The organism is Streptomyces sp. NPDC057307, from assembly GCF_042667665.1.
Taxonomy (GTDB): Bacteria; Actinomycetota; Actinomycetes; order Streptomycetales; family Streptomycetaceae; genus Streptomyces.
In genome coordinates this window covers 1-20,494 of sequence record NZ_JBHUZM010000078.1, presented here as the reverse complement: position 1 = coordinate 20,494, position 20,494 = coordinate 1, and the positions used below count along the sequence as shown (strand labels likewise).

The 20,494-nt window shown below is 71.2% G+C and carries 22 protein-coding genes and 1 pseudogene; 12 read left to right on the top strand and 11 right to left on the bottom strand.

Translation table 11 applies throughout. From position 1 onward, the window contains the following. Nucleotide 1 precedes the first annotated feature (1 nt). A complete protein-coding gene (locus tag ACFUN8_RS24065; protein WP_383641209.1) occupies nucleotides 2-1,102 on the bottom strand; it encodes an alkene reductase in 1,101 nt (366 codons plus the stop codon). 82 nt (nucleotides 1,103-1,184) lie between these two features. Here ACFUN8_RS24065 and ACFUN8_RS24060 point away from each other — a divergent pair, with 82 nt between their 5' ends. Continuing rightward, the gene (locus tag ACFUN8_RS24060) at nucleotides 1,185-1,583 is read left to right on the top strand and encodes a MerR family transcriptional regulator (RefSeq protein ID WP_383641206.1); all 399 of its coding nucleotides are present in this window, start codon (nucleotides 1,185-1,187) and stop codon (nucleotides 1,581-1,583) included. Here ACFUN8_RS24060 and ACFUN8_RS24055 read toward each other — a convergent pair. The 5 genes and pseudogenes from ACFUN8_RS24055 to ACFUN8_RS24035 form a co-directional block, all read right to left on the bottom strand. Beyond that, a complete protein-coding gene (locus ACFUN8_RS24055; protein WP_383641250.1) occupies nucleotides 1,580-2,860 on the bottom strand; it encodes an aromatic acid exporter family protein in 1,281 nt (426 codons plus the stop codon). The genes ACFUN8_RS24060 and ACFUN8_RS24055 overlap by 4 nt on opposite strands. Before the next feature lie 312 nt (nucleotides 2,861-3,172). Beyond that, a pseudogene (locus tag ACFUN8_RS24050) lies at nucleotides 3,173-3,391 on the bottom strand (class I SAM-dependent methyltransferase); the annotation flags it as partial. 135 nt (nucleotides 3,392-3,526) lie between these two features. Then, nucleotides 3,527-4,894 carry an MFS transporter gene (locus ACFUN8_RS24045; protein WP_383641203.1) on the bottom strand — a complete coding sequence of 456 codons (1,368 nt, stop codon included), beginning with the start codon at nucleotides 4,892-4,894 and terminating at the stop codon, nucleotides 3,527-3,529. A gap of 95 nt (nucleotides 4,895-4,989) precedes the next feature. Next, nucleotides 4,990-5,703, bottom strand: a complete 714-nt coding sequence (locus ACFUN8_RS24040; protein ID WP_383641200.1) for an ArsR/SmtB family transcription factor — start codon at nucleotides 5,701-5,703, stop codon at nucleotides 4,990-4,992. 126 nt (nucleotides 5,704-5,829) lie between these two features. Continuing rightward, nucleotides 5,830-6,336 carry a MarR family winged helix-turn-helix transcriptional regulator gene (locus ACFUN8_RS24035; protein ID WP_383641198.1) on the bottom strand — a complete coding sequence of 169 codons (507 nt, stop codon included), beginning with the start codon at nucleotides 6,334-6,336 and terminating at the stop codon, nucleotides 5,830-5,832. A 40-nt stretch (nucleotides 6,337-6,376) separates the two neighbouring features. Between ACFUN8_RS24035 and ACFUN8_RS24030 the strand changes: the two genes are divergently transcribed. Then, nucleotides 6,377-7,309 (top strand): DMT family transporter, encoded by a 933-nt coding sequence (locus ACFUN8_RS24030; RefSeq protein ID WP_383641195.1) that lies wholly within the window; start codon nucleotides 6,377-6,379, stop codon nucleotides 7,307-7,309. Nucleotides 7,310-7,426: 117 nt separating this feature from the next. On the opposite strand, the gene ACFUN8_RS24025 is transcribed toward ACFUN8_RS24030, so the two are convergent. Continuing rightward, the gene (locus tag ACFUN8_RS24025; protein ID WP_383641193.1) at nucleotides 7,427-8,206 is read right to left on the bottom strand and encodes an SDR family NAD(P)-dependent oxidoreductase; all 780 of its coding nucleotides are present in this window, start codon (nucleotides 8,204-8,206) and stop codon (nucleotides 7,427-7,429) included. 261 nt (nucleotides 8,207-8,467) lie between these two features. Between ACFUN8_RS24025 and ACFUN8_RS24020 the strand changes: the two genes are divergently transcribed. From ACFUN8_RS24020 to ACFUN8_RS24000, 5 genes are all read left to right on the top strand, one after another. Next, nucleotides 8,468-9,481, top strand: a complete 1,014-nt coding sequence (locus ACFUN8_RS24020; RefSeq protein WP_383641190.1) for a LacI family DNA-binding transcriptional regulator — start codon at nucleotides 8,468-8,470, stop codon at nucleotides 9,479-9,481. A gap of 240 nt (nucleotides 9,482-9,721) precedes the next feature. Further along, nucleotides 9,722-10,738, top strand: coding sequence for a ribokinase (locus tag ACFUN8_RS24015; protein ID WP_383641187.1), 1,017 nt, complete (start codon nucleotides 9,722-9,724; stop codon nucleotides 10,736-10,738). 3 nt (nucleotides 10,739-10,741) lie between these two features. Next, complete coding sequence (locus ACFUN8_RS24010) at nucleotides 10,742-11,260, top strand: RpiB/LacA/LacB family sugar-phosphate isomerase (protein ID WP_383641184.1); 519 nt, start codon at nucleotides 10,742-10,744, stop codon at nucleotides 11,258-11,260. Nucleotides 11,261-11,393: 133 nt separating this feature from the next. Next, nucleotides 11,394-12,857 carry an MFS transporter gene (locus ACFUN8_RS24005; RefSeq protein WP_383641181.1) on the top strand — a complete coding sequence of 488 codons (1,464 nt, stop codon included), beginning with the start codon at nucleotides 11,394-11,396 and terminating at the stop codon, nucleotides 12,855-12,857. Between the two features lie 39 nt (nucleotides 12,858-12,896). Continuing rightward, nucleotides 12,897-13,604: an alpha/beta fold hydrolase gene (locus tag ACFUN8_RS24000; RefSeq protein ID WP_383641178.1), complete on the top strand. Its 708-nt coding sequence runs from the start codon at nucleotides 12,897-12,899 to the stop codon at nucleotides 13,602-13,604. Between the two features lie 30 nt (nucleotides 13,605-13,634). On the opposite strand, the gene ACFUN8_RS23995 is transcribed toward ACFUN8_RS24000, so the two are convergent. The 3 genes from ACFUN8_RS23995 to ACFUN8_RS23985 form a co-directional block, all read right to left on the bottom strand. After that, complete coding sequence (locus tag ACFUN8_RS23995) at nucleotides 13,635-14,183, bottom strand: AAA family ATPase (RefSeq protein WP_383641175.1); 549 nt, start codon at nucleotides 14,181-14,183, stop codon at nucleotides 13,635-13,637. 47 nt (nucleotides 14,184-14,230) lie between these two features. Continuing rightward, a complete protein-coding gene (locus tag ACFUN8_RS23990; RefSeq protein ID WP_383641172.1) occupies nucleotides 14,231-14,602 on the bottom strand; it encodes a VOC family protein in 372 nt (123 codons plus the stop codon). 170 nt (nucleotides 14,603-14,772) lie between these two features. Continuing rightward, the gene (locus ACFUN8_RS23985) at nucleotides 14,773-15,030 is read right to left on the bottom strand and encodes a type B 50S ribosomal protein L31 (RefSeq protein ID WP_383641169.1); all 258 of its coding nucleotides are present in this window, start codon (nucleotides 15,028-15,030) and stop codon (nucleotides 14,773-14,775) included. Nucleotides 15,031-15,207: 177 nt separating this feature from the next. On the opposite strand from ACFUN8_RS23985, the gene ACFUN8_RS23980 reads away from it, so the two are divergent. Next, nucleotides 15,208-15,801, top strand: coding sequence for a GNAT family N-acetyltransferase (locus ACFUN8_RS23980; RefSeq protein ID WP_383641166.1), 594 nt, complete (start codon nucleotides 15,208-15,210; stop codon nucleotides 15,799-15,801). A gap of 127 nt (nucleotides 15,802-15,928) precedes the next feature. Next, nucleotides 15,929-16,726, top strand: coding sequence for a DUF427 domain-containing protein (locus ACFUN8_RS23975; RefSeq protein ID WP_383641163.1), 798 nt, complete (start codon nucleotides 15,929-15,931; stop codon nucleotides 16,724-16,726). A 4-nt stretch (nucleotides 16,727-16,730) separates the two neighbouring features. On the opposite strand, the gene ACFUN8_RS23970 is transcribed toward ACFUN8_RS23975, so the two are convergent. Next, nucleotides 16,731-17,270, bottom strand: coding sequence for a CGNR zinc finger domain-containing protein (locus tag ACFUN8_RS23970; protein WP_383641161.1), 540 nt, complete (start codon nucleotides 17,268-17,270; stop codon nucleotides 16,731-16,733). 110 nt (nucleotides 17,271-17,380) lie between these two features. On the opposite strand from ACFUN8_RS23970, the gene ACFUN8_RS23965 reads away from it, so the two are divergent. The 3 genes from ACFUN8_RS23965 (at nucleotide 17,381) to ACFUN8_RS23955 (ending at nucleotide 20,437) form a co-directional block, all read left to right on the top strand. Further along, nucleotides 17,381-18,109 carry a haloacid dehalogenase type II gene (locus ACFUN8_RS23965; RefSeq protein WP_383641158.1) on the top strand — a complete coding sequence of 243 codons (729 nt, stop codon included), beginning with the start codon at nucleotides 17,381-17,383 and terminating at the stop codon, nucleotides 18,107-18,109. Nucleotides 18,110-18,258: 149 nt separating this feature from the next. Continuing rightward, nucleotides 18,259-19,389: a lectin gene (locus ACFUN8_RS23960; RefSeq protein ID WP_383641155.1), complete on the top strand. Its 1,131-nt coding sequence runs from the start codon at nucleotides 18,259-18,261 to the stop codon at nucleotides 19,387-19,389. 91 nt (nucleotides 19,390-19,480) lie between these two features. Next, nucleotides 19,481-20,437 carry an aldo/keto reductase family oxidoreductase gene (locus ACFUN8_RS23955; protein ID WP_383641152.1) on the top strand — a complete coding sequence of 319 codons (957 nt, stop codon included), beginning with the start codon at nucleotides 19,481-19,483 and terminating at the stop codon, nucleotides 20,435-20,437. Nucleotides 20,438-20,494: the final 57 nt, after the last annotated feature.

The following is a 20,494-nucleotide window of genomic DNA, read 5'->3' as shown; positions in this document are numbered from 1 at the left end:
GTCACCTCCCGGTGGAGCACAGCTCCTGCCGCAGCGCCGGGTAGTCGGTGTAGCCCTCGCCGCCGTGCGTGTAGAGATGCCGCTCGTCGATGGTGTTGAGCGGTGCCCCGGAGGCGAAGCGCTCGGGGAGGTCCGGGTTGGCGATGAAGGACCTGCCGTACGAGACGAGGTCGGCGAGCCCGTCGGCGAGCACCGACTCGCCGCCCTCGCGGGTGGTCGGGTCGCGGTTCTCGCCGATGTTCGCGATGAGCGGGCCGTGCCAGCGGGGCCGCAGATCGGCGAGCGCCGGGTAGATGTCGTTGTCGGTGAGGTGGAGGTAGAGCAGACCGAGGCCGTCGACGGCGTCGAGGAGCGCGCGGTAGACGGGGGCCGGATCGGCCTCCGCCATGCCGAACTGAGGGTTGCCCGGGGAGAGTCGCAGCGCCGTCCGCCCGGCGCCGATCGCGTCGGCGACCGCCGTGACCAGCTCGACGGGGAAGCGGATCCGGCCCTCGGTCGTACCGCCGTAACCGTCCCTGCGCAGATTGGTGTTGTCGGCGAGGAACTGATGGATCAAGTAGCTGTTGGCACCGTGCAGTTCGACCCCGTCGAAGCCCGCTGCCATGGCGTTCCCGGCCGCCTTGACGTGGTCGGCGACGGCCTGCCGGATGTCGTCGTGCGTCATCTCGCGCGGCGGGAGGGGGTCGGCCTTTCCGCCGTCGCGTACGTGTACGGGGCCGGGCACCAGGACCGAGGACGGGCCGCTCGGCACGTCCCCGTCGATCCGGGACAGCGGGTGTCCGTGCCGGCCGCCGTGCATCAGCTGCGCCATGATCCGGCCGCCGGCGGCGTGCACGGCATCGGTCACGGCCCGCCAGCCCTCGATGTGCGCCTCGGTCTCCAGACCGGGGAGCCGCCAGCCGCTCTGACCCCGGCTGCTGGGCCAGATGCCTTCGGTGACGATGAGGCCGGCGCCGGCGCGCTGCGCGTAGTGGTCGGCGACGACCGGCAGGGGCGTGCCGTCCACGGCCGCGCGGTAGCGGGTCATGGGAGCCATCACCATGCGGTTCGGGAGGTGGAGGGGGCCGAGGGAATACGGGGCGAGAAGAGTCGTTTTCGTCATGGCGGGACGGTAAGACCTCACACTGGTGTGAGGTTCAATCCCTGTCACCGCCACGGCGACGGTGGGGCCCCCGGGAGGAAGCGTGAAGATCGGCGAACTGGCGAGACGTACCGCCGTCAGCGAACGCTCGCTGCGTTACTACGAGGAGCAAGGGCTGCTCGTGTCGACGCGTACGCCCTCGGGCCATCGCACCTATCCGGAGCGGGCCGTGGACCGGGTGATCCGTATCCAGGAGCTGTTCGCCGCGGGGCTGTGCAGCGGGAAGATCGCCGAGCTGCTGCCGTGCATGCGGGACGAGGACGGGGGGCCTTCGGAGGCGGCGACGCCGTGGCTCGTCGCCGATCTGACGCGTCAGCGGGCCAGGATCGACGAGCAGATCGCCGAACTGGTGCGCACGCGGGAGATCCTGGACGACGTCATCGTGGCGGCGACCGGTGACCACCCGGTGGAAACCGAGCAAGCAGCTGCGGCACGCCCCTAGGGCCTGTCTTCAAAGTCCCGCCTGTCACTCTGCCTTTCATTCCGCTGGTCCTTCCGCTTGCCTCGCCGCCTCAGAGTGGGGCGCTTCAGCGCGGGCCGTTTCCGACGACGGAGCCACTGGGTGAACGCGGTGAGCTGAGGGTGCCGTTCGCGCTGTTCCCGGGTGGATCTGTCCAGCTCCTCCATCAGACGGCGGGAGCGGTGGTCGGTGTCGAGTTCGTCCAGCAGTCTGTCGATCTCCGACAGGAGCGCGCCGTGGAGCTGCCACTGCCGAGGGTGCCGCTGTACGCCTTCCAGCAGCAGTTGCGCGGCTCTCTCACGTGTCGCCCCGGCGGCGCTCAGGTCGCCGGCGAGGCGGGACTCCGCCGCCTCGGCGGCCTCGCTCGTCTGTGTGGTGACCAGCACCGCGAAACTGACGAGCGCGTCGGCGACCTGCGACAGCAGCTCCTCCAGGGCGGATCCCACCTCCGGCTGGAAAAGATCTTCCTCCTCGCGCTCCTTGGCGAGGTCCGTGATCGTGCGGGTGAGTACGCGCAGCACCACCGCGCAGATCTCCAACGTGTCGAGGCCGGTACGGAGCACCACCCGGTGCAGCAGGCCCTCCTTGACGCGCGGGTTGAGCCGCAGGCTGTCCTCGGCCTGGCGCAGCGCGGCGTCCACCTCGGCGATGCCGTGGTCGAGCCGCCGCGCCTCGCGCAGTCGGGCGGCGGCGCGTTCGACGGGGGTGGGGCTGGTCAGCTCCTCACCGACGTCACGCATCAGCCGGCGCATCTGCCGGGCGAGGTCCTCGATGGACTCCCCGGCGGCGGCGACCCAGACCGGCGGCACGAACAGCACGTTGAACAGCAGCCCCACCACCGCGCCGATCAGCGTCTCCAGTACGCGGTCCCAGGCGGTGTCCGCCGCGTGGGTCACGCCGAGGACGAGCATGGCGCTGATCGCGACTTCGGGAACGAACTCGTTGACGCGGACGAGCCGGCCGGCGAGGAGCGAGGCCAGGATGATCAGCCCGAGGCTCCACCACGACAGCCCGACGAGCACGCTGAATCCGATGGCGATCAGCACGCCGGCGACGACGGCGTTCACCCGGCGGACGCTGGTGGTGAGGGTGGAGTAGAGGGTCACCTGGACCACGAGCAGCGCGGTGAGGGGCGCGGTCAGCGGCGCGGGTTCGCTGCTGAGCCACAGCGCGACGATGTAGGCGAGGGTCGCGGCCACCGTCGAGCGCAGCGTCTGGGTGACGGTGACGTCGTGCCGCAGTTCCAGCAGCTCGGTCATCGGCCCGTTTCCGGAGCCACCCTTGTCGTCCTTCTTGTACGCGGCCCGCAGTCTCATGTGCAGCACCCTGCACACAGACCTCGCGCGGAGTCCGCACGACACGCGGCATCGGCGCCGCGTCGGGCGCTGCGGGACTGAGTCGGGCGTCGTGGGACTGGGCGGGGCGTCGTGGGACCGAGACGTGTCAGGTGGTGGCCACCAGGAAGTCCTCTCCGCTCGACGGGCGAAGGCCGTATGTGCGGTCGGCAGCATGAACGTCATGGCGACCGTCGAGCCGGGGGCCAGGCCGGCGAGCCGGCCGAGGGTCGCGGCGGTGGCGTTGGTGAGGTACATGGTCACGCCGGAGCAGGCGACGACCGCCGGCCTGCCGGGGTCGAAGCCGGCGTCGGACAGCCGCTCCCACCAGTCCGCGCCCGCCTCGAAGTCGACCGGCACCAGACGAAGCCGGTGGGGGATCCCGTAACCGAGTTCGATCAGACGTCGGCGCTTCCAGTCCTGGGTGCCCGGCTGGTCGATCTCGAAGATCCGCAGACGGTCGGGGCGCCCGTCCGGGGCCCGGCGGAGGCCGCGCGCGTGCTGCCGGCGTTCCGGCGACGCCGGCCGGGTCTGTGGTGTGTGCTGCGGGAGTTGACCGGGTGTGTCGCTGGTGATTCTCGCGGCGTCTTGTCACCGTCGTCCGACCGATCGCGTCAGCCTGGCGCCGCCGGATTCCGGCTCCGAGCCCGGTCCCCGGCCCGGTTGCTGGTCGGTGTCCGACCTCTCGCCCGGCTCCACGCTCGGCGGTGGGACGAGCGGGTCGTCGGCCGGTCGGCCCTTGCCCCGCAGTCGGTCCATCTGCCGCCATTCCGGGCGCAGTCCGGTGAGATTCGTCGTGAGGAAGTACGCGGCGCCGCCCACCAGCAGCACCGGCGCCAGCCCGAACGAGGCCACCGCGGCGCCCCCGAGCAGCCCGCCGAGCGGCATACCGGACCAGGAGAGCGCACCGCTGAGCGCCTTGACCCGGCCCAGCAGACGCCGGGGCACGCGTTCGTAACTGACCGCCGCCAGGATGGGGTTGAGGAAACCGGCACCGAAGCCTCCGACCGCGAACACGACCACCACGGCCCACAGAGGTGCGGGCGAGGCGAGGATCAGCCATCGCGGCGCGCCCGCCAGGAGGAATCCGGCGAAGAAGACCACGCGCCGTCGCATCCGGTGTGCGACCGCCGCCGCGATCAGGCTGCCGCCGATCGCCGCGAGTCCGCCCGCGGCGGCGCACAGGCCGATGGCGCTCGGCCCGTTACCCGACTCCTTGGCCCAGACAGGGAGGAGCACGGTGCTGAACGCCGCGTCCAGGAAGTTGGTGACCATGACCATCACCATGATCGTGAGAAGCAGCGGTTCGGTTCGCAGGAAGGTGAAGCCCTGGCCGAACCGCCGCCAGTAGCCCGGCTCGGCCGGAGCGTCAGCGGAGGGATCGGCGCCGTCCGGCGGCGACGGTACGTGCCCGACCGGTCGGCCCATGCCGCGCGGCAGCATCACCCCGATGATCACCGAACCGAGCGCGAAACAGGCCGCGTTGACGGTCAGCCCCGACAACGGCCCGAGGAAGGCGATCAGGGCGCCGCCCGCCGCCGGACCGACGGTGGCGGCGAGCCGTTCGGTCACGCCGGCGAAGCCGGTGGCCCGCTCCAGAGGTACACGACCGTGCTCGGCCGCCTCCGGGACCATGACGTCCTTCGCCAGGTCGCCCGGCCCCCGCGCCGCTCCGATCAACGCGACCAGCACGAGCAGCAGAGGGAACGAGAGCCGGTCCGCCGCGTGCAGGAGGGGAACCGCGAGGGCGGCCGCGGCGCTGATCAGGTCGGTGGTCCATGAGATGGTCCGGGGTCCGGCCCGGTCCACGAGCGGTCCGGTGAACGCCTTCACCACCACGTACGGAGCCATCTCACAGAAGGCCACCACCCCGGTCTGGGTGGCACTGCCGGTGGTGACGAGAACGAACCAGGGCAGCGCGATGGCCGAGACCCGCGTACCGGTCAACGACACCGCCATCGCGGCGAGTACGCCGACGAGCGGCAGCGACGCACGTCGACGACCTGACGCAACGTCAGATCCCTTCACCCGTATCGCACTTGTCCCGGGCTTTCTCACCACGACTCCATTCCCCGCCGGCGCCCGCGAGCCGGGCCGCCGCCCTCGGCGGGGGCGCCGGGGGTGTCGTCGTCGGGGGCGGCGTCGGGAGTGTCCGCGCCCGGCAGCTCCAGCTCCGGCAGGATCTGGGTGATCACGGAGATGCGCTCGGCGCCCTCCGGTGCCTCGGCCGCCGTCTCCGGGCTGTCCGCCCGGTAGCGGAAGAGAAGCGCGTGCAGTTCCCCCTGCAGCCGCACCGCCTCCTCAGGAGTCAGCCGCAGCGGCCAGTCGCTTATGTCGAACGTGCCCCGCCACCGGTCGGGCATGGTCTGAAGCTCGCCGAGGGCTCGTTGGGTGCGCAGGGTGTACGCGGCGGCGACCGACTGGAGATACGCGAGCGCGGCCTCGGGCTCCTCCTCCGCCAGCTCACGGTCGCTGAACCGGGTCGACTGGTGGACCGCGCGCCACCAGCGTTCCCGCGCGTTGCCGCGCTCCGTGTCCTCCTCGACGAACCCCGCGTCGCCCAGCTGGCGCAAGTGGTAGCTGGCCGTACCGGAGTTGACCCCCAGCCGCTCGGCCAGCCGGGTGGCGGTCGAAGGGCCGTACTTCCGCAGGAGTCCGACCAGTTGGACACGTACGGGATGGGCCAGGGCCCGCAGTCCCTTCGCGTCCAGGACGACCGTGCTCGACTCGTGCCTGGGGCCGCGAGGGGTCTCGTTCGAATCCGTCATGCCGAGCAGACTAGACCGCAAACAGTTCTTCGCAAAGACTTATTCGCGAAGAAGTCTTTGCGATTGAGTCCGCAGTCCCGGCACCTCGATCACCCCCGGGCACCCCAAGCCCCCCGGCGTCCCCGTTCAGTCGCGCGCCCCCTCCGTCACGGCCAGCCACTTGGTCAGCAGGGATTCGAGCTGCGCGGCCTCCGCCTCGGTCAGCACGCCCAGGAGACGGCGCTCGTTGGCCATGTGCTCCGCGAAGGCGCGATCGATGAGGGCGCGGCCCTCCGAGGTCAGCGCGACGACCCTGCCGCGCCCGTCACTCTCGCTCGCGCGCCGGGAGACGAGTCCGGCCCGTTCGAGGCGGTCGACGCGTTTCGTCATCGCACCGGTGGTGACCATGGTGTGCTCGGCCAGTTCGCCGGGCGCGCGCTCGAACGGCGCGCCGGCCCGCCGCAGCGCGGCCAGGACGTCGAAGTCGCCCTCCCCCAGTCCGTGCTTGCGGTACACGACGCACAACTCCTCGGTGAGGTACGCGCCGAGGCGGTGCAGCCGCCCGATCACGCCCTGCGGGCGCACATCGACATCGGGGCGTTCACGTGCCCATTCCCGCTGGATACGGGCCACCCGGTCAAGAGATTCAGCCATGCCGGGAATAATACCTTCCAGGGAAGATATTATTGCTTCCATGGAAGCCACCGCCCGCTGGTCACTGGTCACCGCCGTCGCGCCGATCGCGTGGGGCACGACGTACTTCGTCACGCAGCGCCATCTCCCGGACGGCCATCCGCTGTACGGGGCGGTCTTCCGCGCCCTGCCCGCGGGGATCGTCCTGCTGGCGCTGAGCCGGCGACGACCGCACGGCGCGCTGTGGTGGAAGGCGCTGGTGCTCGGCACCCTGAACATGGGGGCGTTCTTCGCCCTCGTCTACGTGGCGGCGCAGCTCCTGCCGACCAGCATCGCCTCGACGGTCATGGCGACCGCGCCGGTGGTGATGATGCTGCTGGCCTGGCCACTGCTGGCCGAGCGCCCGCAGATACTGCCGGCCGTCGGAGCCGGTGTCGGGATCGCGGGTGTCAGCGCCATGCTCCTCACGAACGCGACCGGGATCGACCCGCTCGGCGTGCTCGCCTCGGTGGCGGCCATGACGATGTCCTCGATCGGCTACATCCTCACCAAGAAGTGGTGCCCCGGCGTCGACGTGTTGGCGCTGACCTCCTGGCAGTTGATCGCCGGGGGTGTGGTTCTCGTACCGGTCGCGGTCGCCGTCGAAGGGGCACCGCCGGCCCTGGACGGGGGCGCGGTGCTCGGTTTCGTCTACGTATCGGGCGTGGCGACCGCCCTCGCCTTCACCGCGTGGTTCGCCGGCCTGCGGCAGCTGAGCGCGGGGACGGTGGGGCTCATAGGTCTCCTCAACCCGGTGACCGGCGTTCTGCTGGGCACGCTCGTCGCCGGTGACTCCCTCACCGCGCGCCAGGGCGCCGGGCTGGTGCTGGTGTTCCTCGGCATCGTGCTGGGGCAGCCGGGCGTGACCCGCGCCGCGCGCACCTGGCGCGCCCGCCGGTCGGCGGCGCGGTCCGGCGTACCCGAGTCGAGCCCGCGCCCGCGCCAACAGGCATGATCCGGGGCGCGGTTGAGCCGAAACCGGGCTGCGATCGATACGGGACGAGGGTTCACCGCCGTACGACGTGATCGCCGCCGTTCCGCCGGGCCCGCCGCCGTACGACGCGCCCGCCCCTCAGTGGACGTGGAACCCGCCGTCCACGAAGAGCGACTGCCCCGTGACGTACGCGGAGGCCCGGCTCGCCAGGAACACGGCCGCGCCCGCGAAGTCCTCCGCCACCCCGTTGCGCCCCGTCATCGTGCGCGCGGCGAGCGCCGCCACCCGCTCGGGGTCGGACGACAGCCGTTCGTTGAGCGGCGTCATCACGAACCCCGGCACAAGCGTGTTGCAGGTGACCCCGTACGGTGACCACGCCTCGGCCTGCGAGCGGGCCAACGACTCCAGCGCGCCCTTGGAGACACCGTAGACACCGCTCCGCACGAACGCCCGGTGCGCCTGCTGGGAGGTGACATGGATGATCCGGCCGAAACCGCGGTCGGCCATGCCGGGTCCGAACCGCTGCCCCAGCAGATACGGCGCCTCCAGATTCACGGCCATCGTCGTGTCCCACACGTCGTCGCCGGTCTCCCCCATCGGGGGCCGCAGATTGATCCCGGCGCAGTTGACGAGGGTGTCCGGTTCGCCGAACATCTCCGCCGCCTCGTCGGCCACCGTACGTACGCCCTCGCGTGTGCCGAGGTCGCCGCGCACCCATGCCGCCCGGCAACCGCGGTCCGTCAACTCGTCCACCGTGGCGGCCAGTTCGGCCTCCCTGCGGGCCACGATCACGACGCTCGCACCGGCACCGGCGAGGGCCTCGGTGATGGCCTTGCCGATGCCGGAGCTGCCGCCGGTGACCAGGGCCACGCGGCCTTCCAGGGAGAAGAGTTCGGAGAGGTACGCCTGCGAGTCCATGCCCGCAGATTAGACGTCGGACCGGACTTCCGACCTGGTGGGGGACGTGGTCGGCGTGCGGACCGATCCGAAAGCCGATCGGCCGAACCCCTTGACGCGCCGCGGGAGACGCTTCAGGATCCTGTCTCGGAAACGTTTCCATGGAATCGTTTCCAGAGCATCGCGGGATCCGGAATGTCGCGGGATACAGTCCCGTCAGTCCACCGACCGCCCGGTACCTCCCACCGCCCGTACATACGCACCGATCCGCAAGAGGCCCCCATGGACAGCACCACCGTGACCATCAAGGATGTCGCCGCACTCGCCGGCGTCTCCGTGGGCACGACGTCCCGGGTACTCTCCGGCAACCCGTCCACCTCCCCCGCCGCCCGTGAACGCGTCCACGCAGCCGTCGCGGAACTCGGCTACCGGCCCGACGCCCGTGCGCGCTCCCTGCGTTCGGCCCGTTCCCAGACGGTGGGGCTGCTCATCTCCGACGTACGCAACCCGTTCTTCGCCGATGTGGCGCACGGCGCCGAACAAGCGGCGCTGCGCTCCTCGTACGTCACCCTCCTCGCCAACGCCAACGAGGATCCGCGGCAGCAGGACACCTACCTGGAGTCCTTCCTCACCCAGCGGGTCGACGGCATCATCATCGCTCCGCAGGGCGAGGACAGCGCCCACCTCCGGACCCTCGCCACCACCGTGCCCCTCGTCTTCGTCGACCGGACCGTCGACGGGTTCGAGGTGCCCAGCGTGACCTCCGACAACGCGCTGGGCATCGACCAGGCCGTCGCCCATCTCGCCGACCGCGGCCACACCCGTATCGGCTATATCGGCGGCCCCCGGTCCATCTCCACCGGCCGCGCCAGACACGACGCCTTCGTACGCGCCGTGGCCCGGCACGGTCTCGACGCCGACCCCGGGCTGATCACCTCCGGCGACTTCCGCTCGGCGAGCGGTTCGACGGCCGCCGAACGGCTGCTGTCCGGCGAACGTCCCCCGACCGCGCTGCTCGCGGCCGACAGTCCGATGGCGGTGGGCGCGCTCGGCGCGCTGCGCCGCCGGGGGCTGCGGATCGGCTCGGACATCGACCTGGTGGCCTTCGACGACATCGAGTGGTTCTCCGAACTCGACCCGCCGCTCACCGTCGTCGCGCACGACGCGCAGGCCATGGGGTCGACGGCGATGAGACTCCTCCTCGACGTCATCGAGGGCCGCACACCCGAATCGGTGGTCCTCCCGACGCGCCTCGTGGTGCGGGAGTCAACGGGCGGGGCACGCCGGCCGGCGTAGCCCCGGCAGGAGGCGGCAGGCGGCCACACCCCCGGCCCACGCCCGCCGTCCGGGTCCAGACCCTTTCCGGTGACTCTCCGGGTGCCCGGGAACCGGCGCCCCGCCACCACCTCGTACCTCACACAACTGCCCATCCGAATCAGGCCCTTCGAGGGAATCGGCGCGCCCGACCGGCGCCCGACCGGCGTCCGCCGTCCCTCGCCGCACCGCGCCTTCCACACCCATGAACGGGGATCCCCCATGCCCACCACCGTCTTCGTCGTCGGCAGCCTCAACGCCGACCAGCTCCTGGAGGTGCCCGCGTTCCCGGCGGCCGGCGAGACCGTACTCGCCTCGGACGTGACGATCACCGCCGGCGGAAAGGGCGGCAACCAGGCCGTCGCCGCCGCACGGGCCGGTGCGTCGGTCGTCATGATCGGCGCGCTCGGCGACGACGCGCACGGCCTGCTCGTACGCCGCGCGCTGGTCGAATCCGGTGTGGAGACCGGGTGGGTGCGTACGGCCGACGGTACGCACACGGGCACGGCGGTCGTCGCCGTGGAGGCGGGCGGCGAGAACCGCATCATCGTGGCGTCCGGCGCGAACGCCCGCCTGAGCCGTGCGGACGTCGAGTCGGGACTCGCGGGCGCGGCGCCGGGCGATCTCGTACTGCTCCAGCTGGAGACCCCGGTGGCGGTGGTCGCCCACGCGGCCCGCCTCGCCAAGGAGCGCGGCGCCACCGTCGTACTCAACGCCGCCCCCGCGCCCGCCGACACCGGCTGTCTGACGACCGACATCGACCTGCTGGTGGTCAACCAGGGGGAGATGCGGGCGGTCGCCGGGCTGGTCGGGGCGGTCGCTCAACCGGACGGCGGCGCGGCCGGGCGAGGGCACGTGGCGGGGACCGTGCTCGCCACCTCACGGGCGCTGGACTGCGTGGTCGTCTGCACCACGGGCGCGGACGGCGCGTACGTCAACGTCGGCGACCGCGTGGCGCACATCCCGGCCGTACCGGTCACCGCCGTCGACACCACCGCGGCCGGCGACACCTACACCGGCTATCTCGCGGCGGCCCTCGCCCGGGGCGAGAGTGATCTGCCCGCGGCACTGGCGACGGCGTCGGCCGCCGCCGCGATCACGGTCACCCGGCGCGGGGCGATGGTCTCGATCCCGTACGCGCACGAGCTGGGCGGGGCCCACACACACGCGGCCACCACCGACACCGGCACCGGCACCGGCACCGGCACCGGCATCAACGAACTCACCACGAAGGGCTGACACATGAGAATCGCTCTGGGCAACGACCACGCCGGACACGCGCTGAAGGACCATGTGCGCGGCGTCCTCGAACGGCTGGGACACGAAGTCATCGACCGCGGCACGGACAGTGACACGCCGGTCGACTTCCCCGACATCACGTTCGCCACCTGCGACGCCGTACGCACCGGCGAGGCCGACCGGGCCGTGCTCGTGTGCGGTACCGGCGCCGGCGCGCTGATGGCGGCCAACAAGATCGCCGGGATCCGCTGCGGTCTCGGGCACGACGTCTACTCGGCGCACCAGGCGGTCGAGCACGACGACGCCAACGCCATCGCCATGGGTGCCTGGCTGATCGGTCCGGCGATGGCCGGCGCGGTCGTCGAGGCGTTCCTCGGCGCGACGTTCGACAACGACGAGGACACCGTCCGGCGGGTCGCCAAGCTCCACGAGCTGGAGCTGAGGTCGGCCCGCGAACTCACCGGGGCCCCGCCCGGCCGGCCGGTCCAGCCCCTCGCGCAGTCACCCGCCGTGGAGAGCTGAGGCCCCACAACCGCGCGCCCCCGCGCACCCGCACCGCCGCACACCCGTCCCCACTCCCCCATGCACGACGCACGACACCCGCTGAAGTCCCCCACCGCGTAACCGGTGATCAAAGGTGATTAGGAGTTACGGCATGAGCGCGAGCAACAGCGCACCCTCCCCGGCCGCCGCCACCGCTCAGAACGGCACCCGCGGCAAGTTGCGGACGTCCCTCGGAGCCGCCGCGGGAACCTGCGTGGAGAACTACGACTTCGTGGCCTACGGCACGGCGTCCGCCCTCTACTTCGGTGATGTCTTCTTCCCCGAGTCCGATCCGGTCGTCGGCACCCTGCTGGCCTTCGTCACGCTCGGCGTCGGCTTCCTGATGCGCCCCGTCGGCGGCGCCGTCGGCGGCCATCTCGGCGACAAGTACGGCCGCAAGCCCGTCCTGGTCGCGGCCCTGCTGACCATGGGTATCGCCACGGTCCTCATCGGACTGCTGCCCACCTACGCGCAGGCGGGCATCGCCGCGCCGATCCTGCTCGTCCTGATCCGTATGGTGCAGGGGCTCGCGTTCGGCGCCGAGTGGGGCGGGGCGGTCATGATGGCCTACGAGCACGCGCCGCGCAGGCGGCGCGGTCTGTACGCGGCGATACCGCAGGCCGGCAATCCGCTCGGCATCGCGCTGGCCAACATCGTGTTCCTGCTGTCCGTGAATCTCGACAGCGACCTGGCGTGGCGCATCCCGTTCCTGGCCAGCTCGGTGCTGATCGTGGTCGGTCTCGTCGTCCGGGTGAAGCTGGAGGAGTCGCCGGAGTTCGAGGAGACCAAGGCGAGTGGCCAGACGGTCAAGAACCCGCTCGTGACGGTGCTGCGCGACGACTGGCGCAACATCCTGCGGATCATCGCGCTGCGTGTCGTCGAGTCCTGCGCGTACTACCTGACGGCGACCTATCTGCTGTCGTACATCACCGAGCGCGACGAGGACGACCGTGGCATCGCCCTCGCGGGCATCGTCGTGGCGAGCCTTCTCGCGGTGGGCACCACGATCCTGTCCGGCGCTCTGACCGACCGGATCGGCCGCCGGAAGCTGTATCTGGCCGGGTGTCTGCTGGCGGTCGCCTTCGGCTTCCCGATGTTCCTGATGGCCAACACCGGTAATCCGGTGCTCGTCGTGCTGATCTATCTGATCGCGATCGGCGTGATCCACGCGGCGTTGACCGGTACGCAGGCGGCGTGGTTCGCGGAGCTGTTCAAGACCAACACGCGTACGTCCGGTGCCTCGCTGGGCTACCAGATCGCGGCGTCCGTCGCCGGGTTCGCGCCGTTCCTGGCCGTGCTGCTGGCGGAGTCGTTCGACTGGGCGGGCCCGGCCGGGTTCTATGTGGTCATCGGTCTGGTCGGACTGCTCGGGGTCGCGACGACGCGGGAGACCTGGGGTCCGCGTGAGCGCGCGGCGGCGGAGGCGGCCGACAGGGCGGAGCTGCTCGCGACGGTTCCGCCGGCGCGTGAGACGACGCGGGAGGCGGACGGAATCGATGCGCCTGCCGAGGCATCCGCGACGGCCTCGGCGTCGAATACTTCCTGTGGTGGGTCGGACCCCGTCCGCCACAGGTGACAGACCGCCGCAGGTGACAGAAGAGAGGCCAGGCACCACGTGCCCGTCAGCGATCCCCGTGCCCCGCTCCCGCCCGCCCTCGTGCTCGACAGATCGGTCCGGCGGCCCCGTACCGCCGTACTCCTGCTGCACGGCGGACGTTCGGAGGGCATGGGGCCGCCGCCCCGGTGGAATCTGGCCGCCGCGCGGATGCGCCCGTTCACCGGGGCGGTGCTGCGCGCCACCGAGGGGCACGACGTCCTCGTCGGCCGGGTCCGCTACCGGCACCGGGGGTGGAACGGTGAGCGCGCCGACGCCGCCGTGGACGCGCGACGGGCGCTCGACGAGCTGGAGCTGCTCGCGGGTTCGGTACGAGTGGTGCTGGTCGGTCATTCGATGGGCGGGCGCGCCGCGCTCGCCGTGGCCGGGCACGACCTGGTGCGCGGCGTCGTGGGACTCGCCCCGTGGTGCCCCACCGGGGAGCCGGTGGCGCAGCTGGTGGACCGGCGGGTCATCCTGGTGCACGGCGACCGGGACCGTACGACCGACCCGCTGGGCAGCCGTGACGTCGCGCGCCGGGCGCGTGCGGCGGGCGCGGACGCGTGCGCGGTGCTGATGTCCGGCGGGGACCACGCGATGCTGCGGCGGGCCGGCGAGTGGCATTCGCTCACCACCGGGCTGGTCTCGGGCCTGCTCGGGCTGGCGCCGCTGCCCGGTCCGGTGCGGCGGGCGCTCGAAGAGGGGCGGGACCCGGCGACGAGCGACTGACAACGGGAGCCGCGAGCGAGGGGACGGGCGTCAGTCCGACGTGACCAGCGCGGCCGGGAGGTTCGCGAGGATCGCGGCGACCGTCTCCTGGGGTGTCTGCTCGGTCGTGTCGAGCCAGAGGCCGATGCGTTCGGTCTCCGTGCGCAGACTGTGGTCGAGTGCCTCGACCGTCCAGACGCCGTATCCGGTCTTGGGGCGCGTGTGCTCTCTGTGGCGCACGGCGTCGGTCGAGGGCGTGAGCACGACGACGTACAGCGGACGCGTACGGACCCTGGCGACGAAGCGGCTCAAGTCCGGGCCGATGACGATGTCCTGGACGATCGCCGTCCAGCCGTCGCTCGCGTACTCGTCGGCCACCGTCGCCGAGATTCGCTGACGCAGGTCCAGTTGGGCGGTGGCCTCCGCGGTCGGCTCGGGCAGCATCTCTTCGCGGCCGGAGACGAGCATGCGGCGGAAGGTGTCGCCCCGGACGTGGGCCGCCCGCGGCAGCCGTTCGGCCAGGAGGCCCGCGACGGTGGACTTCCCGGCCGCCATGACGCCGGTGATGAGGACGACGGCGGAACGTAGTTCGGTGCTCACGGGGGCCTCTTGGCTGTCGGGAGGGCTGTCCGGGGCGCGGGCGGGGATCAGCCGTGGCCGGTGTCGATGACGCAGAAGCGGTTGCCCTCGGGGTCGGCGAGGACGATGAAGTCGGCGTCGTCGGGATACAGGTCCCAGTCGACGCGTTCGGCGCCGAGGGTCACCAGGCGCGCCACTTCGGCGGTCTGCTCGGCGGCGTCGCGCGTGTAGAGGTCGAGGTGGACGCGGGGGTGTTCCTGCACCGGTGTCGTACTGAGCCCGAGGGACAGTCCGGGGCCGGGGCCATCTGCGGGGACGAGGACGACCCAGTCGTCGGCCACCTCGCCGTCGCGCGGAACGTAGTCCAGCGCGCGGCTCCAGAACTCGGCCGCGCGGCGTACGTCGGCGGCGCCCATCACGATCGTCCCGATGCTGATCATCCGGTGATGGTGTCAGAGGCCGTGGGGAGTGATCAATTCATTTTGGCCGTCGCGGACGGGAACGCACCGGGAATGCGTGGTCGCACGGATAAACCCCGGCGGCGTGATCATTCGATCTCGCTGCCGGGGTTTGTGGTCTCCGTCTTCGCGCCGATGCTTCCCGGTGGCGCTCATCCGCGTTTCGAGGCCTCGCCGTAGCGGCGCTCGAATCGCTCCACACGGCCCGCGGTGTCAAGAACCTGCGAGTTACCGGTGTAGAAGGGGTGGCTCGCCGATGATGTCTCGACGTCGACGACGGGGTACTTCTTCCCGTCCTCCCACTCGATGGTCTTGTCCGATTCCGCGGTCGAGCGCGTCAGAAACGCGACGTCGGCAGCGCGGTCCCGGAATACCACCGGACGGGACTCGGGGTGGATACGAGGCTTCATATGTGATCCTTCCTGTGGCCGACCGCCTGAGGTCTGTTGGCCCCCGGTATCTCTGTCAACGGCGGGGGGAGGCGGGATATTCCACTGAATTCCGGCGGCCCACGCGTGGCCGACGAACTGGTAGTTGGCCCGTACCCGCCCCCGGCTGAGCGGTGCTTCCGGTGATATTCTCGTTATATGGCTGACCGAATACATCGGGTCATCATCGAAGGTTCCCGGATCAGTACTCCCCGGTTGACCCTTCGACCTTGGGCGCCGGGCGATGCCGCCGCTGCGCTGCCGGTCTACGGCGTGGACGAGGTGTCCCGATGGCTCGCCCCGGCGCTGGAGCCGGTGTCTGACCTGGCCGCCATGGAGCGGCTCATCGAACGGTGGGTGACGGAGTCGGCCACCCTCGAACCTCCCCAGGGCCGGTGGGCGATCTCGTTGCGCGAGACGGACCGGCTGGTCGGAGGGGTGGCACTGCTGCCGCTCCCTCCGTTCGGCAGCGATCTGGAGATCGGCTGGCAGCTGGCCCCGGACGTATGGGGTCAGGGCCTGGCCGCGGAGGCGGGGCACGCCGTGGCGCATCGGGCCTTCGAGTCGGACGCGGGGGTGGAGGAGCTGTTCGCGGTGGTACGGCCCCGGAACAGCCGGGGCGCGGCGACGGCCCGGCGGGTGGGTATGGAGTGGGTCGGCGAGACGGAGAAGTACTACAACCTGTCGCTGCAGGTCTACCGTCTGCGCAAAGGAGACCTCGACGCGAGCGGTCCGACGGCGGTCGGCCGGTAGGCCCGGTCCGGCGGACACGCCCTGGCCTGTTGGTCTCCGCCCGTGCCGTGCGAGCGCGCCGGACACTCTCGGCCGTGTGATGGTGGGTCAGTCAGCTCCCACCACCGACGAGGAACGGGAAGCGTTCATGCCTGACGACGCCCAGTACTTTCCGCAGATGATCGTCCCGGCCGGTCATGTCGAGCCGGTGGCCCGCCGTGTCCGCGCGTTCCTGGCCGGCCGCGTGCTGTTCGACACCGTGCGGGCCCGGTACGTGTGGGAGTGGCCCGGCTACCCGCAGTACTGCGTTCCGGTGGAGGACTTCACCGAAGGCGTTCTCGTCGACGAGGACCACACCCAGAAGCTGAGTCTGGGGGTGGCCCGCCGGCATGGGCTGAGCAGCGGCGGGGTCGCGCGGCCCGGCTCGGCGCGGCTGTGGACCGAGGAGGCGCCGCCGGGTCTCGCGGGCACCGTTCGTATCGACTGGGCCGCCCCCGACGCGTGGTTCGAGGAGGACGAGCAGGTGTTCGTCCATCCCCGCAGCCCGTACACGCGGGTGGACGCGCTCCGGTCGGGCCGCACCGTCCGCGTCGAACTGGACGGCGAGGTGCTCGCCGAGGCGCCCTCGACCGTCATGGTGTTCGAAACCGGCCTGCCGACCCGCTACTACCTCGACCGCGTACACACCGATCTCACCCGGCTGGTGCCCAGCGACACCGCCACCGGCTGCCCCTACAAGGGGACCACCAGCGCCTACTGGTCCGTCACCACGAACGCCGGCAGCCACCCGGACATCGCCTGGTCGTACGACTTCCCGACCCGGCAGCTCACGCCCATCGCCGGCCTCGTCGCCTTCTACAACGAACAGACGGACATCTTCCTCGACGGCCGCGCGCTCCCCCGTCCGGCACCCGTCAGCAGGACCGCTTGGCTCAAGTCCGGCTGACGCCTCACAGCGAAGCCCGTCTGCGGGCCCGATAGGCCGCGGCCTTGACGCGGTTTCCGCACTCGTCCATCCCGCACCAGGTGCGCCGTGCGCCCCGCGAGCGGTCGAGATAGATACGAGTACAGCTCGGGCGACCGCACTCCTTGAGGCACGCGTGGGGGTCCGCGAGCACGGCGATACCGCTTCTGGCCAGGTGGGAGAGGACGGCGGGGAGGTCTCCCGTCATCCGTAGTCCCGCGTCGGCGAGCCTGATCGCGGGCACCGGCCCGGCCGCCGTGTCGTTGACGACGTCGAGGCCGCCCGGGTCGAAGGGCCGGTCGAGCACGCGGTCGAGAGCGAGCCGATAGATCGCTTCGCGCAGTGCGAGCGCGGACTCGAAGGTCGCGAGGCCGGCGGAGACCCGGTCGGGCAGCTCGTCACATTCGGCCACCCATCGTTCAAGATCCCCGGGCGCGGCCAGGGCGTCGTCCGGCGCGTCCCGGCGAGACCTCACGGTGCCGGCCAGATCGAGGGCCGGGTTGCCGCTCACAAAGGCGAAATCCACGTCACCATCTTGACCGGTGACGAGGCCGGTGGCAAGGTCGTCACCTGCTGAACCGGTGACACGGGCAACCTCGGTGGGTCCCGGTGGCACCGCCACGAACGGGAGAGCGCATGGCCGACATCCGCGACATCGAGGTCGTCGTCTTCGACATCCTCGGCACACTGGTCGACGAATCCGGCGGACTACGGGCGGAGATCCGCGACGCGCTGCCCGCGCCCGACGACGGTTCCGGCGACGGCGCCGACGGCAGAGCCGACGACCGCTTCGTCGCTGAACTGCTCACCATGTGGCAGCGGCACGTCGAGACCGAGCAGCGACGCATCGGGCAGGGGCACCGCGCGTACGCCGACAGTGAGGTCATCGACACGGAAGCCGCTCAACTCGTCGCCGACCGCGCCGGACTGACCGATCCCGCGACGATCGCCCGACTGGCGACCGCGACTCGGCGCCTGCCTCCCTGGGGCGACTCCGTCGCCGCTCTCGAACGGCTCGCGCGGCACCTCCCGGTGCTCGGGCTCTCCAACGCGGCGCGCACGGCACTGCTGCGGCTCAACGCGCATGCCGGGCTGCGCTGGCACCAAGTCCTGTCCGGCGAGGCCGTCCTGGCCTACAAGCCGGCGCCGGAGGTGTACCGACTCGCCGTCGACACCGCCGGACACCCGCCGGAACGCGTGCTCATGGTCGCCGCGCATGCCTGGGACCTCCGCGGCGCGCGGGCGAGCGGCATGCGGACCGCCTATGTGCATCGACCCGTCGGCGATCCACCGACGGACTCCGACGCCTTCGACCGGCGGTTCGACGGGCTGGACGACCTGGTCACCGCTCTGACGGCGAGGTAACCAACCAGCCGTATTCACCATGCACTTGACAAGGTCTAGACCTTCGCTTTCAATCCAATCGACACACCTCCCGCACATCTCCTCCTTGGCCCTGTCGGCTCGCCGGCAGGGCTCCGTGCGCCGTTGGCGCGAAGGGACAACATTCAGAGATGTTGAGCAAATCCGGCAGAGGCCCTTCCCTCGTACGGTCCGCGATCCTCCTCGCGGTCGCAGCCCTCGTCGCCACTCTCTTCACCGCCCCCGCCGCCCAGGCCGCCGACGGCCAGATCACCGGGCTCGCGGGCAAATGCGTCGATGTCGCCGGCGCGAGCAACGCCAACGGCACCCCCGTACAGCTCTACGACTGCAACGGCAGCAACGCCCAGCGCTGGTCGAACTCGGGTGACGGCACGCTGCGCGCGCTCGGCAAGTGTCTGGACGTCTCGGGCAACAGCACCGCCGACGGGGCGCTTGTCCACCTGTGGGACTGCACCGGCGGCGCCAACCAGCGCTGGACGGTCTCCGGCGCGAACGACATCGTCAATCCGCAGGCGAACAAGTGCCTGGACGTCCAGGACCGCAACTCGGCGAACGGCGCCCGGCTCCAGATCTGGACCTGCTCGGGGCAGTCGAACCAGAAGTGGAACGCGCCGAGCAGCGGTGGCGGAAACCCCTCGCCGGGTGGATTCGTCGTCAGTGAGTCGCAGTTCAACCAGATGTTCCCGAGCCGCAACGGCTTCTACAGCTACAGCGGTCTCACCGCCGCGCTGAGCGCCTACCCGGCCTTCGCGAACACCGGCAGCGACACCGTCAAGCGCCAGGAGGCCGCGGCCTTCCTCGCCAACGTCAGCCACGAGACCGGCGGCCTCGTCCATGTCGTCGAGCAGAACACCGCCAACTACCCCCATTACTGCGACACTTCGCAGTCGTACGGCTGCCCGGCAGGCCAGGCCGCGTACTACGGCCGCGGTCCGATCCAGCTCAGCTGGAACTTCAACTACAAGGCCGCCGGTGACGCGTTGGGCATCAACCTGCTCGCCGACCCGTGGCGTGTCCAGAACGACTCGGCCGTCGCCTGGAAGACCGGTCTCTGGTACTGGAACACCCAGAACGGCCCCGGCACCATGACCCCGCACAACGCGATGGTCAACCAGGCCGGCTTCGGCCAGACGATCCGCTCCATCAACGGCTCACTGGAGTGCGACGGACGCAACCCCGCGACGGTCCAGAGCCGGATCAACAACTACCAGCGTTTCACCCAGATCCTGGGTGTCGCGCCGGGCGGCAACCTGTACTGCTGACCCACGTCGGCCGGACATCCGCACCGGGTGGCCCCGGGGAGAGCCTTCCCCGGGGCCACCCGCCGTTTCCACCCCGCCGTAGGGTGATCGCGTGAGAGACGAAACGGAGACGAACGGCGACCGGCTGCTCTACGGATGCATGGGGCTCGGCGGCGGCTGGGACACCACTCCCTACGGCCCGGCGGACATCGACGCGGCCGAGGCGGCGGTCCGGGCGGCGCTGGACAGTGGCATCACCACGTTCGACCACGCCGACATCTACCGGCACGGCAAGTCCGAGGCCGTCTTCGGCGAGGTCCTCGGCCGCACCCCCGGGCTGCGGGAACGCATCGTCCTGCAGACCAAGTGCGGTATCCGTCTCGCCGACGGCGACCGGCCCGGCATCTACGACCTGCGCCCGGCGAGCATCGTCCGACGTGTGGAGGAGAGCCTGGCCAGGCTGCGTACGGACGTCATCGACGTCCTGCTCCTGCACCGGCCCGACCCGCTCGCCGACCCGGACGACATCGCGAACGCGCTCACCTCGCTCCACGAGCAGGGTCTGGTCCGGCGGTTCGGCGTGTCCAACATGAGCAGTTGGCAGATCACCCAGCTCCGGTTGTCGCTCGGACTCCCCCTGGTCGCCAACCAGTTGGAGATGAGCCTCCACCGGCGGGACTGGGTCGAGGCCGGGGTGCTGGTGAACACCCCGGCGGCGGCCGGCCTCGGCTATCCGCACGGGACGGCCGAGTACTGCCGGGCGACCGGGATCGCGCTCCAGGCGTGGGGAGCCCTCGCGCAAGGCCGGTACACGGGCCGTGAGGAGACCCCGGACGAGGTGGCCACGGCGCGGCTCGTCGCGTCACTGGCCGAGGCGAAGAACACCACGCCCGAGACCATCCTGCTGTGGTGGCTGCAGCGCCATCCGGCCCGGATCGCGCCGGTCGTCGGCAGCGCGCGGCCGGAGCGGATCCGTGCCTGCGCCGACGCCGCCGTGCGGGAGCCGGAACTCACCCACGAGGAGTGGTACGACCTGTGGCTCACGGCGCGCGGCGCGCCGCTGCCCTGACCGGGACCACCCCGTACACGCGGACGTGGTCCCCGGCGAGCCGATCTCGCCGGGGAC

Coding starts and splice junctions, on each gene's coding strand:
- ACFUN8_RS24065 (WP_383641209.1), bottom strand. CDS start 1,102: ATGACGAAAACGACTCTTCTCGCCCCGTATTCCCTCGGCCCCCTCCAC.
- ACFUN8_RS24055 (WP_383641250.1), bottom strand. CDS start 2,860: ATGACCGAGCTGCTGGAACTGCGGCACGACGTCACCGTCACCCAGACG.
- ACFUN8_RS24045 (WP_383641203.1), bottom strand. CDS start 4,894: ATGGCGGTGTCGTTGACCGGTACGCGGGTCTCGGCCATCGCGCTGCCC.
- ACFUN8_RS24040 (WP_383641200.1), bottom strand. CDS start 5,703: ATGACGGATTCGAACGAGACCCCTCGCGGCCCCAGGCACGAGTCGAGC.
- ACFUN8_RS24035 (WP_383641198.1), bottom strand. CDS start 6,336: ATGGCTGAATCTCTTGACCGGGTGGCCCGTATCCAGCGGGAATGGGCA.
- ACFUN8_RS24030 (WP_383641195.1), top strand. CDS start 6,377: ATGGAAGCCACCGCCCGCTGGTCACTGGTCACCGCCGTCGCGCCGATC.
- ACFUN8_RS24025 (WP_383641193.1), bottom strand. CDS start 8,206: ATGGACTCGCAGGCGTACCTCTCCGAACTCTTCTCCCTGGAAGGCCGC.
- ACFUN8_RS24020 (WP_383641190.1), top strand. CDS start 8,468: ATGGACAGCACCACCGTGACCATCAAGGATGTCGCCGCACTCGCCGGC.
- ACFUN8_RS24015 (WP_383641187.1), top strand. CDS start 9,722: ATGCCCACCACCGTCTTCGTCGTCGGCAGCCTCAACGCCGACCAGCTC.
- ACFUN8_RS24010 (WP_383641184.1), top strand. CDS start 10,742: ATGAGAATCGCTCTGGGCAACGACCACGCCGGACACGCGCTGAAGGAC.
- ACFUN8_RS24005 (WP_383641181.1), top strand. CDS start 11,394: ATGAGCGCGAGCAACAGCGCACCCTCCCCGGCCGCCGCCACCGCTCAG.
- ACFUN8_RS23990 (WP_383641172.1), bottom strand. CDS start 14,602: ATGATCAGCATCGGGACGATCGTGATGGGCGCCGCCGACGTACGCCGC.
- ACFUN8_RS23985 (WP_383641169.1), bottom strand. CDS start 15,030: ATGAAGCCTCGTATCCACCCCGAGTCCCGTCCGGTGGTATTCCGGGAC.
- ACFUN8_RS23980 (WP_383641166.1), top strand. CDS start 15,208: ATGGCTGACCGAATACATCGGGTCATCATCGAAGGTTCCCGGATCAGT.
- ACFUN8_RS23975 (WP_383641163.1), top strand. CDS start 15,929: ATGCCTGACGACGCCCAGTACTTTCCGCAGATGATCGTCCCGGCCGGT.
- ACFUN8_RS23965 (WP_383641158.1), top strand. CDS start 17,381: ATGGCCGACATCCGCGACATCGAGGTCGTCGTCTTCGACATCCTCGGC.
- ACFUN8_RS23960 (WP_383641155.1), top strand. CDS start 18,259: ATGTTGAGCAAATCCGGCAGAGGCCCTTCCCTCGTACGGTCCGCGATC.